The organism is Echinicola soli, assembly GCF_006575665.1.
GTDB lineage: Bacteria > Bacteroidota > Bacteroidia > Cytophagales > Cyclobacteriaceae > Echinicola > Echinicola soli.
On the sequence record NZ_CP041253.1, the window covers coordinates 592,527 to 605,953 of the forward strand.

12 protein-coding genes are annotated in these 13,427 nt (G+C 44.0%); 5 read left to right on the forward strand and 7 right to left on the reverse strand.

Going from position 1 to position 13,427, the window contains the following annotated elements; genetic code table 11:
- Window positions 1-94 precede the first annotated feature (94 nt).
- The 5 genes from FKX85_RS02520 to rpmB form a co-directional block, all read right to left on the reverse strand.
- Window positions 95-1,240, reverse strand: a complete 1,146-nt coding sequence (locus FKX85_RS02520) for a hypothetical protein (RefSeq protein ID WP_141613232.1) — start codon at window positions 1,238-1,240, stop codon at window positions 95-97.
- A 1,149-nt stretch (window positions 1,241-2,389) separates the two neighbouring features.
- Complete coding sequence (ftsY, locus tag FKX85_RS02525) at window positions 2,390-3,349, reverse strand: signal recognition particle-docking protein FtsY (RefSeq protein WP_112783670.1); 960 nt, start codon at window positions 3,347-3,349, stop codon at window positions 2,390-2,392.
- A gap of 98 nt (window positions 3,350-3,447) precedes the next feature.
- Window positions 3,448-3,600, reverse strand: a complete 153-nt coding sequence (locus tag FKX85_RS02530) for a DUF4295 domain-containing protein (protein ID WP_141613233.1) — start codon at window positions 3,598-3,600, stop codon at window positions 3,448-3,450.
- Window positions 3,601-3,652: 52 nt separating this feature from the next.
- The gene (gene rpmG, locus FKX85_RS02535; RefSeq protein WP_141613234.1) at window positions 3,653-3,835 is read right to left on the reverse strand and encodes a 50S ribosomal protein L33; all 183 of its coding nucleotides are present in this window, start codon (window positions 3,833-3,835) and stop codon (window positions 3,653-3,655) included.
- A gap of 31 nt (window positions 3,836-3,866) precedes the next feature.
- Window positions 3,867-4,109, reverse strand: a complete 243-nt coding sequence (gene rpmB, locus FKX85_RS02540; RefSeq protein WP_141613235.1) for a 50S ribosomal protein L28 — start codon at window positions 4,107-4,109, stop codon at window positions 3,867-3,869.
- Window positions 4,110-4,372: 263 nt separating this feature from the next.
- Between rpmB and rocD the strand changes: the two genes are divergently transcribed.
- From rocD to FKX85_RS02565, 5 genes are all read left to right on the forward strand, one after another.
- The gene (rocD, locus tag FKX85_RS02545) at window positions 4,373-5,614 is read left to right on the forward strand and encodes an ornithine--oxo-acid transaminase (RefSeq protein ID WP_141613236.1); all 1,242 of its coding nucleotides are present in this window, start codon (window positions 4,373-4,375) and stop codon (window positions 5,612-5,614) included.
- Window positions 5,615-5,868: 254 nt separating this feature from the next.
- Window positions 5,869-6,837 carry a porphobilinogen synthase gene (gene hemB, locus FKX85_RS02550; RefSeq protein ID WP_141613237.1) on the forward strand — a complete coding sequence of 323 codons (969 nt, stop codon included), beginning with the start codon at window positions 5,869-5,871 and terminating at the stop codon, window positions 6,835-6,837.
- A gap of 515 nt (window positions 6,838-7,352) precedes the next feature.
- Entirely contained in the window at window positions 7,353-8,663 is a 1,311-nt protein-coding gene (locus FKX85_RS02555; protein ID WP_141613238.1) for an ammonium transporter, read from the forward strand.
- A 129-nt stretch (window positions 8,664-8,792) separates the two neighbouring features.
- Window positions 8,793-9,947, forward strand: a complete 1,155-nt coding sequence (locus FKX85_RS02560; protein ID WP_141613239.1) for a porin — start codon at window positions 8,793-8,795, stop codon at window positions 9,945-9,947.
- Between the two features lie 314 nt (window positions 9,948-10,261).
- Window positions 10,262-10,573, forward strand: coding sequence for a hypothetical protein (locus FKX85_RS02565; protein WP_141613240.1), 312 nt, complete (start codon window positions 10,262-10,264; stop codon window positions 10,571-10,573).
- Between the two features lie 372 nt (window positions 10,574-10,945).
- On the opposite strand, the gene FKX85_RS02570 is transcribed toward FKX85_RS02565, so the two are convergent.
- Window positions 10,946-11,680, reverse strand: a complete 735-nt coding sequence (locus FKX85_RS02570; protein ID WP_141613241.1) for an RluA family pseudouridine synthase — start codon at window positions 11,678-11,680, stop codon at window positions 10,946-10,948.
- A gap of 96 nt (window positions 11,681-11,776) precedes the next feature.
- A complete protein-coding gene (locus FKX85_RS02575) occupies window positions 11,777-13,357 on the reverse strand; it encodes a peptide chain release factor 3 (RefSeq protein WP_141616678.1) in 1,581 nt (526 codons plus the stop codon).
- Window positions 13,358-13,427: the final 70 nt, after the last annotated feature.

A 13,427-nucleotide genomic window follows, 5' to 3' on the forward strand; every position in this document is an offset into this window, starting at 1 on the left:
TTGGGCAGATTTTCGCTGATTTAATTTTTAAAATTAGGAAGACAATCATAAAAAACAATTGGAATTTCACCTGTCCCCTAGAAATATTGCTTGATCACTCCTCCACCAATTCTATTAGATAAAGCGTTTGCCAATCCTCTTCTTGCCCAAAATACGCTTGGTCTTTGGTCGTCACCCACTGCCCTTTCTGATTGATAACATTCCCTAAAAGCATACCCTCAGGACAAGGTATATCTGCCAAAAGCTGTCCTTCAATATCAAAGACCTGCACAAATTTATCATCAGCCCTAAAAGCTGCCATTCTCCCTTCAAGGGTTTCAAAATCAAACAATGACGTCTCTTCCTCGTCCATTCCTTTCGAGTAAACCGCTAAAATCATTTCTCCAAAAAAAATCACTTCCTTTATCCCTCCACCCCTAATGGATCTGTTGACTTCCTCAAATCGATCTGCTTTATCAAAAGGAACGCCTCGAAGCCTGATGCCATCTGGAACATCCATTTCCACGGTCCGCTTTAGGTGCAGTTCACCATTTTTCTCTTCGTAAATATAAAACTGGTATTCACCATTGAAGTACAACAGCCAAACCTTCCCTTTCTTTATTACTGTGGGAAACATCCAGCCATAGTATTTTCCATCCCTATATTTGCTGGTAGCAGGAAAAGGCATCGTACTGCTGATTTCACCTGTTACAGAATCCTGCACTTCAAGAATGGGACGCTGATAAATCCCTCTCATCATCCCTCCACGATCATCATGACTTATTTCTCCCCGCTCAGGCCTGTAATATATCAGCTCATCTCCCAATTTAAAATAGGGCTTTCCTGCAAAACCGTTAAGGTAATAGTAATCACCAGGGATTTTGGTTCGGTCGACAATATCCCCTTCGTCTCCAAAAGCCAACAGCCCTTTTACAGGTTCGAGAAGACCCAATCGCCCATCTACAAAACCCACCGCCTGCGCCCAAGTAATGGCATCTGGACCATCCTTCTTGAGCGACACACTGTCCATCACATTTCCCTTTGTATCAAAAAACAAAAACTCCCAATCCCCATGTCCTCTTGCGAGGTATTCATTCCTTTCAGGAGAATAATCAACCAGAATAAAGTTACCCAAATAATCTATACGGATAGAATCTACTATTTCCAGCGCATAATCTTTATGGGAATTCGTCTTATCAGAAGTTTTATTACAAGCGATTAAAAACACAGTGACCAAAACCACAAAAAACAGTCTTATCATAGCAATACAGTTATCACCTTTCCCAACTTACACCATCATCCGCACATCTACCAATAAACCTTGTTAATTTAAGTCAAAACAAAAAAACCACCACTGATCAGAATTTGGGTTCTATATGATTTACTATGGGTAAACTGAGCGCTAGCGGGCTATGGAGATCGGATAATCATGTGGACGGATGAATTTGGGTGCCCATGCTCCTGATGCAGTCGATAATCATATATGTTTTCCTTGCCCATGGTCAGTACCTACGGCACTGTTAGGATACTGTATCCAATTTCTGTTACCAAGCTAATGCTCCTAACGGAGCATCCCTGCTTACACTTCTGTCGGCTAAAATAGTGAGAAGGGAGTCCTGGCCAATGCCGCCAAGCATTAAAGCTTGGTAAAATCAGGTTGCCTCCGGGGCACTTTGTGCCGTAGGAACAAAACTACTCCCCTGATCTATCCGCACAAGTGGGACAGTCCGTGGATAATTTACCCCCTGTATTCCATATAGAACCAAAACCCTTATCCCATTCATGCTGTCATGCGTCACAATATTACCTTTAGAGATACAAACCAAATTATCCGTTATCGTCATGAACGCCCCGGGATCGTCTCCTACTTTCGTCCAATCATATACTGGTTCACCTTCCTTTGTAAAACCAATATCCGTGGATGAGCGACATCACAAAAAAAATATTGATCAGGTACCGTTTGAAAGACCAGCTGTTTGGCAATAATATCTTCCACTTAAACAGAATCCACGATCTCCAAATGAAAGGCCTGCTTCTCTAAAGTCTCTTTGTTTTCACCATCCCCACCCGCACATCCAAAAAGCGAACACACAAGAAAAATCAACGGTTTGCTTTTCATCATCACAAAATAATGTTTCTAAAAAGCTACCTAATAATACAAGCAGTAGCCCAAAAATCAAAGCCTGCTATTCAGGACTGCGGCAATTGCATCCCGCAATGCTGTCTGGTCCATCATAAATAAAATGGTTGAACACAGGATTAAGGTTTGTAAAAAGGAGATAACTGTGCCCATCCCTTGGTTAGTTTCTCTCTTACCTTGATAGCATTGAGACATTCCACCGGGGTATTGACGTTGGCCTATGAGACAGCAGCCAAAAATTTATGCGTAATAATATGAATAATTCGTGGACTACAATTTCTTTTTGAACAACGAATCCACAAACTCCGTCCTGTTAAAAATCTGCAAATCGGTCATTTTTTCACCTACGCCGATATACTTCACTGGAATCTTAAACTGGTCCGAAATCCCGATCACCACACCGCCCTTTGCGGTACCATCGAGCTTAGTAATGGCCAGTGCATTGATTTCGGTTGCCTTGGTAAACTCCTTGGCTTGGATAAAGGCATTTTGGCCAGTGGATCCGTCCAATACCAGCAAAATTTCGTGTGGGGCATCATCGATAAACTTCTGCATCACCCGCTTGATCTTGCTCAGTTCATTCATCAGGTTGACCTTGGTATGCAGCCTTCCCGCCGTGTCCACGATCACGACATCCGCTCCCATGTCCACGCCTTTTTTCACTGTGTCAAATGCGACCGAGGCCGGATCTGCATTCATGCCATGGGATACCACCGGCACATCCACCCGCTCCCCCCAAAGGATCAGTTGGTCCACCGCAGCGGCACGGAAAGTATCTGCAGCACCAAGCACCACGGATTTCCCTGCATTTTTGAACTGATGGGCCAGTTTGCCGATGGTTGTGGTCTTACCGACGCCATTTACGCCCACGACCATGATGACATAGGGCTTTTTGTCCTTGGGCAATTCAAAATTGGAAAGGTCCTCTTCGTTGCTTTCTTCCAGGAGTCCGACGATCTCTTGGCGAAGGATCTTATCCAATTCGGCCGTATTGACGTATTTGTCACGGGCCACGCGCTCCTCGATGCGCTGGATCACCTTTATGGTGGTATCCACGCCGACATCAGAAGTGATCAAAATTTCTTCCAGCTCATCCAAGACTTCATCATCCACCTTGGACTTACCAATGACAGCCTTACCAAGCTTGGAGAAGAGGTTTTCGCTGGTTTTCTCAAGCCCTTTGTCGAGGCTTTCTTTTTTATCTTTAGAAAAAAATCCAAAAATTCCCATAATCATTCACATCTTTGACCCGAATATAATCATAAAATCCCTCCCGAAACCAATCGAGAGGGATTTATCCTTTTTGCATTACGATTTAAGCAAGGCAATTATTTTGCAAGGGTATCCTTCACCTCAGTGGTAGGTACCATTTCTTCTCTGAAAGTGTACGCACCGGTTTTATCAGACTTCACTGCCTTGATCACCTTAGCGTAAGTTACACCACCTTCTTTTTTCAGGGTTGCTACTACTTTCTTAGCCATATCTTTTAGGTTTTATGACAGCTTGACAAAGCAAACCGTCTGCTCCTTAAAATTATTTAATTTCTTTATGAACCGTTACTTTCTTAAGGATTGGGTTGTACTTTTTAAGCTCCAATCGCTCAGTAGTATTCTTACGGTTTTTGGTCGTGATATATCTTGAAGTGCCTGGAACACCACTGTTCTTGTGCTCTGTACATTCCAAAATCACTTGAACTCTGTTACCTTTCTTAGCCATCGCTCTATCTATTTATTGGATTCGGAAATGATTACTTAATGATAATGTGCCCTGCTGCTTGAGCCTCTTTCAAAACAGCGCTGATGCCCTTTTTGTTAATTGTCCTCAACGCTTTTGAAGAAACCTTCAACGTGATCCAAGCATCTTCCTCTGGCACGTAGAAACTCTTCTTGTGCAGGTTAGGATAAAACTTACGCTTGGTCTTGTTGTTCGCGTGCGATACATTATTACCTACTCGAGGTCTTTTACCGGTGATGTCACAAACTTTTGCCATGATATATGATCGTAATTTTTAAGACGTTTTTCTAATTGAGTTTGCAAATATCGGAAGTTTTCGGGAATTACCAAAAGAGCAGCCAAAAATAATTGGCTAAACAATTGGGATTCATCCACCTGACAATAATACCTTACAAACTTTTCCTTAAAACAGGCTTACCGGGCAACATATTTGCTGCACCTATGGTAAAGCTGGTGTTTTTTCTATCTTTGTTAAAGGTAAGAAAGCCCAAATATACGAAAATTTAAAATACTAAGCTCATGATGGAACCAATAACCTCAAGTCAGCAAGCCATTGAGCTGGAAAACAACTATGGCGCCCACAATTACCACCCACTGCCTGTTGTCCTATCCAGAGGAGAAGGCGTTTTTATGTGGGATGTGGAAGGTAAAAAATATTATGATTTTCTTTCATCTTATTCCGCAGTAAACCAAGGACACTGCCATCCACGGATTCTCCAGACCCTCATCGACCAGGCCGGCACCCTCACACTCACCTCAAGGGCATTCCACAATGACGTGTTGGGACCATTTGAAAAATTCCTCACCGAATATTTCGGCTTTGACAAGGTATTGCCCATGAATACGGGAGCAGAAGGTGTAGAGACAGCCATCAAGATCGCCAGAAAGTGGGGTTATGAAAAAAAAGGCATTCCCGAAAACAAAGGCACCATCATTGTGGCCAAAAATAATTTCCACGGTAGGACCACCACGGTCATCTCTTTTTCCAATGACGAAACAGCCCGAAAAAACTTCGGTCCCTACACCCCTGGTTTTATCACCATCCCTCATGATGACATCGACGCTCTTAAGGAAATACTGAATTCCTCCAAGAACATTATCGGCTACTTAGTGGAACCTATTCAGGGAGAAGCTGGCGTATATGTCCCTAAGGAAGGCTATCTTAAAGAAGTAGCTGCCACCTGTAAAGAACACGGGGTGCTATTCATCGCCGATGAGATCCAGACAGGCATTGCCAGGACAGGAAAACTGCTGGCCTGCGACCATGAAAACGTAAAACCCGACATGCTTATATTAGGGAAGGCCATTTCAGGCGGATTCTATCCTGTGTCAGCAGTATTGGCAGATGACCACATCATGGAAGTCATCCAACCGGGACAACACGGTTCCACTTTCGGGGGGAATCCACTAGGTGCCAAAGTAGCCATGACTGCTCTCAATGTGGTCAAGGATGAGAAATTAGCCGAAAACGCTGACAAGCTCGGTAAACTGTTCAGGGAGCGCATGCAGAAGCTGGTGGACAAATCCGACCTGGTCAAGCTAGTGCGCGGCAAGGGCTTATTGAACGCCGTCGTCATTAATGACACTGAAGACAGCGACACGGCCTGGAAGCTTTGCCTAGCACTCAAAGAAAATGGACTTTTGGCAAAACCGACCCATGGAAACATTATCCGTTTTGCTCCACCACTGGTCATCAACGAAGAACAACTTCACGATTGTTGCGACATTATCGAAAAGACCATATCAAATTTCCAAAAGTAAATACCAATAAGCCCGGCACTTCACCGGGCTTATTTTTTTAACTTTGTGTCAAGACCTATGTCCAAAAACGTTGCACCTTCGCGCCTTTATGGCTCTTTTATTTTAAGGTTATTCCAATTTGAGGTCTTTCTGCACGTTTCATAGTTTCGGTGAGGCATTATTCATACCACACCATTATATAAGGGCATTCCCGCCAAAAGAGCACCAAGGATTTTATTAACTTTGCACTGACCAAAAAGTAAAAGGACACACCTATGTATAAAAGACCCCGCAGAAACCGGAAATCTGCAGCAATCCGAAACATGGTGGAAGAAACCCGGCTTTCGCCAAAAGACTTTATCTTTCCACTATTCGTCATTGATGGCATCAATCAAAAGGAAGAAGTCGCTTCCATGCCCGGCATATACCGCCACTCTACCGACCTTCTACTTAAAGAGATAGAAGAATGCATGGAACTTGGCATCCAGTCCTTTGATATTTTCCCCGCTTATCCAGAGAGCAAAAAGGACAAAAAGGCTACAGAAAGTTACAATCCTGAGACCTTTTACCTGAAGGCCATCAGCAAGGTCAAGTCATCCTTTCCAGAAGCCTGCATCATGACTGATGTGGCCATGGACCCTTACAGCTCTGACGGACATGACGGCATCCTGAAAAACGGCAAGATCCTAAACGACGAAACACTGGAAGTACTGGCCAAGATGGCTGTAGCACAGGCACAGGCCGGAGCAGACATCATCGGCCCCTCCGATATGATGGACGGACGTGTAGGCTACCTTCGCGAGGCACTGGACAAGGCCGGGCATACAGAAGTATCCATCATGTCCTATACTGCCAAGTACGCCAGTGCATTCTACAATCCCTTCAGGGACGCCCTGGATTCCGCGCCAAAGGCAGGAGACAAAAAAACCTACCAAATGGACCCAGCCAATCTTCATGAAGCATTGATAGAAGCAGAACTGGATGAAGCAGAGGGAGCCGACTTCTTAATGGTTAAACCTGCATTGGCCTATCTTGACGTCATCAGGCTCCTTAAGGAAAACTCCAACCTACCTATTGCCGCCTATAACGTAAGCGGTGAATACTCCATGATCAAGGCTGCACATGAAAAAGGGTGGCTTGACGGAGAAAACGCCATGCTGGAGACCCTTTTAAGCATCAAAAGAGCAGGGGCCAATATCATCCTTAGTTATTTTGCCAAAGAATACGCGAAGCTTTACAAATAACAGCACTTCTACCCGAAGCACACAAAGGCCGCCCATAATTAGATGGGCGGCCTTTATTTTTTAACCCTACTCCTCCATAATTAACATCGATATTTTAAAAACAGGTGATTTTTCAAACCTCATCCGATAAAAATATAAAACCGAAACATATTCCGATAAACACTTTAACCTCGATATTTTCGATAAAACACACTTCACCATATTGAAAATAATCCACTTCATGGAATAATACGACAGCTTTATAAGCAAAATCATCACATTACCACTGCACCAATAATAATTTTAAGATAAAATTCTGAAAATATTCTTAGGTATAAAAAACACCTTTCATTTTCATTTTTCGCAAGTTTTTAAGGTTTTTAAGTTAAATTATAACCATTAAAACTAATTTTTTATGTTTATTTGTTAATTATTGGTTTGTTTTTTTACTGAAAAAATATCTACCTTTAGACCATTGAATAATCACTAACCCATAAAAAATTTCGAAAAATAAGTCTACTTAAACATTCTACTGTATGAAATGGAGTTTTAATGACCTAGCTCAAGTAAGTACCGATGCGCTCGCACAAGGCGCAGATTTGTCTGCTGACATCACCCAAAACTTACTCACCACTAACAACGTGTGGATGATGCTATCCACAGCACTCGTATTTATCATGCACCTGGGTTTTGCAGGTGTGGAAGCCGGTTTTGGACAAGCCAAAAACACGGTAAACATTCTTTTCAAAAACACAGTGACCCCCATTATCGGGATTGTCACTTACGCGATTTGCGGATTTTTCCTAATGTACCCAGGGTTTGACGTTCCAGGATGGTTCGGATTTGATGGTGCCGGCTGGAGCATGTTCTGGTTTGCCCCTGAAAACGCTGATGTTACCGCAGGCTATGCTGACGGAGGCTACACCTACTGGACAGACTTCCTGTTCCAGGCCATGTTTGCCGCTACTGCAGCCACGATCGTATCAGGAGCCATTGCCGAGAGGGTAAAACTTTGGGCTTACCTGCTCTTCACCGTGATCTATGTAGGGATCGTGTACCCTATCATCGGAAGCTGGAAATGGGGCGGAGGAATGCTCGACAGCTGGGGATTCTATGACTTTGCAGGCTCTACACTCGTCCACTCCGTGGGCGGATGGGGTGCTTTGGCAGGTGTCATCCTGGTAGGCCCACGAATTGGCAAGTATGTAAACGGGAAAACTGTTGACAAGCCCGGCGCCAGTGTACCATTGGCAGTAATCGGCGTATTCCTGCTTTGGTTAGGATGGTTCGGGTTTAACGGAGGATCCGTTCTTTCCGCTGATCCTGGCCTGGTATCCTTTGTATTGGTGACCACTTCCCTGGCAGCTTGTGCCGGAGGACTGGGGGGGTTCTTAGCTGGATACTTTGTATTCAAGAGACTGGACTTGGGAATGGTACTGAACGGCATTCTCGCCGGACTAGTAGGCATCACTGCCGGTGCTGATGTAATCAACCCCGGCCCAGCACTTATAATAGGATTTATTGCCGGCATCCTCGTGGTAATGTCCGCAGTCATTTTGGACAAAATGCACCTGGATGACGTAGTAGGTGCTGTATCAGTCCACCTTACTTGTGGGGTCTGGGGAACGCTTGCCGTCGGCATCTTCTCCACCAATCCTGACCATAGCTTCCTCACCCAGCTGACAGGTGTAGCTATCTGCGGCATCACCGCCTTCGCCTGCGCCTTTATCATCTTCTATCTATTGAAAGTAACCGTAGGCATTAGGGTATCCGAAGAGCACGAAAGGACTGGCTTGGATTCCCACGAACACGGCATCAGAGGCTACACTATCGTGTACGACGAATAAAAAAAACAACCAACCAAAACCACTATACAGCTATTTACCCTGCCCATTCATTTTCCGCCAATCAACCGCTTGGGCAGGGTATTTTATCCTCAATCCTAACAATTAACAGATAATTTAATTTCAAGTAAAATGAAAAAACTTCAACTACTAATTGTATTGCTATGTCTAGGTTCTCTTACCACAGTGATGGCACAGGACCTATCCAAAGTCAGCATCTCAGGATCAGTAGATGCCTATTACAGAGCAAACCTCAATGCTCCCAACAAAGGTGGATTTGCACAAGCACCTGGAACATCATTTGCCAACCAACCAGGTTTTGCACTGGGCATGGCGAATATCATCACAGCATACGAAGGTGAAAAAGTAGGCTTTGTAGCCGATTTGGTTTTCGGGCCAAGGGGCGCTGACGCCGTCTTTAACTCCACCGGAAGCGCTAATATCGTCAACCAGCTGTATATGTACTGGAATGTAAATGATGCGGTAACCTTTACTTTCGGTAACTTCAACACCTTCTTGGGCTACGAAGTAATCTCCCCTGCTGCCAACTTCAACTATTCCACTTCGTACATGTTCTCTTACGGTCCGTTCTCACACACCGGTCTGAAAGCCGACATTGCCTTGAACGACAATTGGTCACTGATGGCTGCCGTAATGAACCCTACCGACCTGACGGAATTCAACCCGACAGGCAGCTATTACGGAGGATTACAACTGGCCTATGAGAATGACATGGGCGGTACCTGGTTAAACCTACTATATGGTGACCAGGACGGAAAATTGGATGAAGATTTTCCCCTGGTCCCTGGCCAAATGTCCGGAGGAAGTACTTTCCAAATCGACCTGACCACAGGTTTTGACGTATCCGATGTGGTTTACCTTGGTCTTAACGCTACCTATAACACTACTGCTGCCGGCGAAATGTACGACGGAACCAGCATCAGTGACGCTGATGGCGATGGCGCTGGATTCTATGGTGTAGCCGGTTATGTACAGGCCTCCACTTCCGATAGATTTTCTATAGGCCTACGTGGTGAATATTTCAACATCTTCAATGACGGCCTTACTGGTGATGATGGATGGACTCCTGTCGGAGTGGATGAAAATGGCGACGGCAACGTATTTGCCGTAACTCTTTCAGGCAACTATAAAATCGTAGAAAACTTTACCCTTATTCCAGAAGTGAGACTGGACTCCATGTCAGAAGAAGATTACTTTGTAAACAATGAACTAACAGGCTCTAAAAGCTTGTCATCATTCTTACTAGCAGCCGTATTCTCTTTCTAATTTTTTTCTGACAAACTGAGATTTTTCAATAAAAACCACGCGCTTTGTAAAAAGCCGTGGTTTTTTCTGTTTTATACCGTAATATAATTTTTAGGTTATAGAAAAAACCTAAAACCCCTCAAAAAACACTTTTTTTAGGCAAACAGATTAACCTAAAGCCCAATATTAATAACAATATATCTATATACTCAATACATAATTTCATATTTAGTAAAAAAACTTAGACAAAAAACTGATCTATTCGCAACCTTTTTCCTTTAAATCCGAATAGTATAGTGTAAGGATTTAAACAACAACACATAAATAATACGACGATGGTTAAATTAGCTGTAATGGTTGCTGCCGGGTTCTTTGGATTTGAATCTATAGAAGCTTTTGGGCAGGAAAAAGAACGAAAGGAACTTAAGGGCCCAAAAGCCAAAAATTACAAACCATGGAAAGACCAAGCCAGAAAAGGTACACTAGTAGTGGACATCAATGGTGAACTGACCAAAGGCCCAAAGGCAAAAAACCAAAAGTTGTGGGAAAGAGATATGGAAAAAGTGGAAATCAACACAGATCTTCAGCCTATCTCAAGACCTAAGGGACCAAAAGCAAAAAATCAAAAGCCCTGGGAAAGAAACTAGAGGCTAATAGTTTGTCAGAAAATAAAAAGGCTACCCAAAATGGTAGCCTTTCTTGTTTTATTACCCGCTACACTATTAAAGTGGGTCAAGCGAAAAAGTCGGGGGAATCAGGGTTGGTTTCGATAGCACGCAGATGGCGCTGATGAATAAGATTTGCGCTGATTTTTTAGACAATGGTATCTGAGCGGGGCCGTTCTTATGCCAGTTAGAGCCTAAGACATTTTTAATGGAACGCTTATCACACTGATCCAGGCGGGACAGGCAGGGCTGATTTCCGCAGATTAATTCTGCCTTCAACTACCTCCAGAAATACTAAGCCCGCTTAAAACGTAGAAGAACAAGCATCTGCACCTCACCTCAAACCACAAAATTTTATCCACTAAAGGTATTCCCCAAGTGCTGATCCTGCGCTTTAACTTTTTCAAAATCCAAATATTGCTCCCAGAATGCTTCTTCCGGCAGTGCAGCTCTTAGATAGAGTTTTTCCTTTTTTACAGGATGGATGAAAATCAGGTGGAAGGCATGCAAGTTGATACTGGCATCCGGATTAGGCTTGGAGAAGCCATAGCGAAGGTCTCCGCGGATAGGGCAGCCCATCGACGCCAGCTGTACCCTGATCTGGTGTGGACGACCTGTCCTGGGGCGCACCTCCACTAGCCAGTGGTCATTGAGCTTACCTAATCGTTTATAGTCTAGTTCTGCCCGCTTAGCCCCCTCTATTTCTTTATCGTAGGCAGTGGTGACATTTCGATTCTCATCCTTTATCAAGTAATGGGTCAATTTTCCAATTTCCTCCTTTGGGCGTCTTTTGACGATGGCCCAGTACACCTTGTGCACCTCTCTCTTTTTGAAAAGCACCATCATACGCTCCAGGGCCTTGGAAGTACGGGCAAATACAACCAAGCCGCTCACCGGACGATCAATGCGATGAACAGGATGCAAAAATACCGCACCTGGCTTATCATATTTTGCTGAAATATATTCCTTGCAATAGTCAGTCAGCGTCTTGTCTCCCGTGTGGTCACCCTGCACGAGCACTCCGGAATGTTTATTCACCACCAAAAGGTGATTATCTTCATATACTACAGTAAATGGTTGCTTTGCCATAATTTTAGATGTTAGAGATTAGATTTGAGACAGTAGACTTCTACCAATCTACATAGAGCACCGGCACCTTATCCTTTCCCTCTAAGGGCTATTACCCTAAAATTCAGAGGTGAAATGGAATTCGATATCCGGATAATTGTCCTGCACCATTTGCAACCACGCCCTGGACTCGGCCATAAATACCAGTTTACCATCTTTATCGTAGGCGATATGGCGGTTCTTGGACCGTACAAATTCATCCAACTGCTTTTTGTCCTTGCTGCTGATCCAGCATGCCTTGTATAGGTTCATTGGTGCAAACTCTACCGTGGCATTATATTCATTTTTCAATCGGAACTGAATTACTTCAAACTGAAGTTGACCTACCGTCCCGATGACTTTTCTAGCCCCCATGTCAAAGGTAAACAGCTGTGCCACGCCTTCTTCCATCAGCTGCTTCAGTCCTTTTTCGAGCTGCTTGGTTTTCATGGCGTCCTTATTGATCACTTCCTTGAAAATCTCCGGAGAGAAACTTGGAATCCCTTTAAACGTCAACCTTTCTCCATCAGAAAGAGAATCACCAATCTTCAGGTTCCCTGTATCATATAAACCCACAATATCCCCTGGAAAGGCCTCTTCGATAATCTCTTTATCCTGCGCCATGAACGAGGTCACATTGGAAAAGCGCAGCGACTTAGTGGCTCGCATGCTCTTATAGGGCTTGTTTCGCTCAAACCGCCCGGAGCAGATCCTCAAAAAGGCAATTCTGTTACGGTGATTGGGATCCATATTAGCGTGGATCTTAAAGACAAAACCACTGAACTTATCCTCCTCTGGAATGACTTCGCGCTCTTCCGCATGCCTGCTCTTCGGAGATGGAGCAATATCAATAAAGGTATCGAGCATTTCCTGTACACCAAAGTTATTGACTGCCGAGCCAAAAAACACCGGAGCAATCTCCCCATTGAGGTAAGCATCCTTGTCAAATTCAGGATAAACACCTTCTATCAATTCCACATCTTCCCGAAGCTGATCGGCATTGTTTTCTCCCACCAAGTCTTCCAGCTTCGCATCCGACAAATCCTCAATGGCCATGATATCATCAGAAAGCTTACGCTGGGAAGGACGGAAAAGATTTAGCGATTTATTATAAAGGTTATAAACTCCTTTAAACGTTTTCCCCATGGAGATCGGCCATGAAAGTGGCCTTACCTTGATATTGAGTTTCTCCTCCACTTCATCCAGAAGATCATATGGATCACGGCCTTCACGATCAAGTTTATTGATAAAGCAGATCACCGGTGTTTTCCGCATCCGACAGACCTCCATGAGCTTTTCTGTTTGGATCTCCACGCCCTTGACACAGTCGATCACCATGATGACACTGTCCACGGCGGTCAACGTACGGTACGTATCTTCTGCAAAATCTTGGTGACCGGGTGTATCGAGAAGATTGATCTTGGTACCTTTGTATTCAAATCCCATCACGGAGGTGGCTACTGAAATACCCCGCTGCTTCTCAATCTCCATCCAGTCAGATTTGGCATGGGTATCGATCTTATTGGATTTTACCGCTCCGGCGGTTTTGATCGCACCACCAAAAAGCAGCAGCTTTTCTGTCAAAGTCGTCTTTCCTGCATCGGGGTGGGAAATGATTCCAAATGTTTTTCTTCTTTGAATCTCCTTGGTCAAACTCATCTTTCTTCTGGCTCCTTTATTTGCAAGATGCAAAGGTAGTTGATTATCTCGAAAGATGATAATTTAGTGA

What these genes read in the sequence shown, in the direction of transcription:
- FKX85_RS02565 (WP_141613240.1), top strand. Translation starts at nt 10,262, where the DNA reads ATGGTTAAATTAGCTGTAATGGTTGCTGCCGGGTTCTTTGGATTTGAA.
- hemB (WP_141613237.1), top strand. Translation starts at nt 5,869, where the DNA reads ATGTATAAAAGACCCCGCAGAAACCGGAAATCTGCAGCAATCCGAAAC.
- rocD (WP_141613236.1), top strand. Translation starts at nt 4,373, where the DNA reads ATGATGGAACCAATAACCTCAAGTCAGCAAGCCATTGAGCTGGAAAAC.
- rpmB (WP_141613235.1), bottom strand. Translation starts at nt 4,109, where the DNA reads ATGGCAAAAGTTTGTGACATCACCGGTAAAAGACCTCGAGTAGGTAAT.
- FKX85_RS02560 (WP_141613239.1), top strand. Translation starts at nt 8,793, where the DNA reads ATGAAAAAACTTCAACTACTAATTGTATTGCTATGTCTAGGTTCTCTT.
- FKX85_RS02575 (WP_141616678.1), bottom strand. Translation starts at nt 13,357, where the DNA reads ATGAGTTTGACCAAGGAGATTCAAAGAAGAAAAACATTTGGAATCATT.
- FKX85_RS02530 (WP_141613233.1), bottom strand. Translation starts at nt 3,600, where the DNA reads ATGGCTAAGAAAGTAGTAGCAACCCTGAAAAAAGAAGGTGGTGTAACT.
- rpmG (WP_141613234.1), bottom strand. Translation starts at nt 3,835, where the DNA reads ATGGCTAAGAAAGGTAACAGAGTTCAAGTGATTTTGGAATGTACAGAG.
- ftsY (WP_112783670.1), bottom strand. Translation starts at nt 3,349, where the DNA reads ATGGGAATTTTTGGATTTTTTTCTAAAGATAAAAAAGAAAGCCTCGAC.
- FKX85_RS02555 (WP_141613238.1), top strand. Translation starts at nt 7,353, where the DNA reads ATGAAATGGAGTTTTAATGACCTAGCTCAAGTAAGTACCGATGCGCTC.
- FKX85_RS02520 (WP_141613232.1), bottom strand. Translation starts at nt 1,240, where the DNA reads ATGATAAGACTGTTTTTTGTGGTTTTGGTCACTGTGTTTTTAATCGCT.
- FKX85_RS02570 (WP_141613241.1), bottom strand. Translation starts at nt 11,680, where the DNA reads ATGGCAAAGCAACCATTTACTGTAGTATATGAAGATAATCACCTTTTG.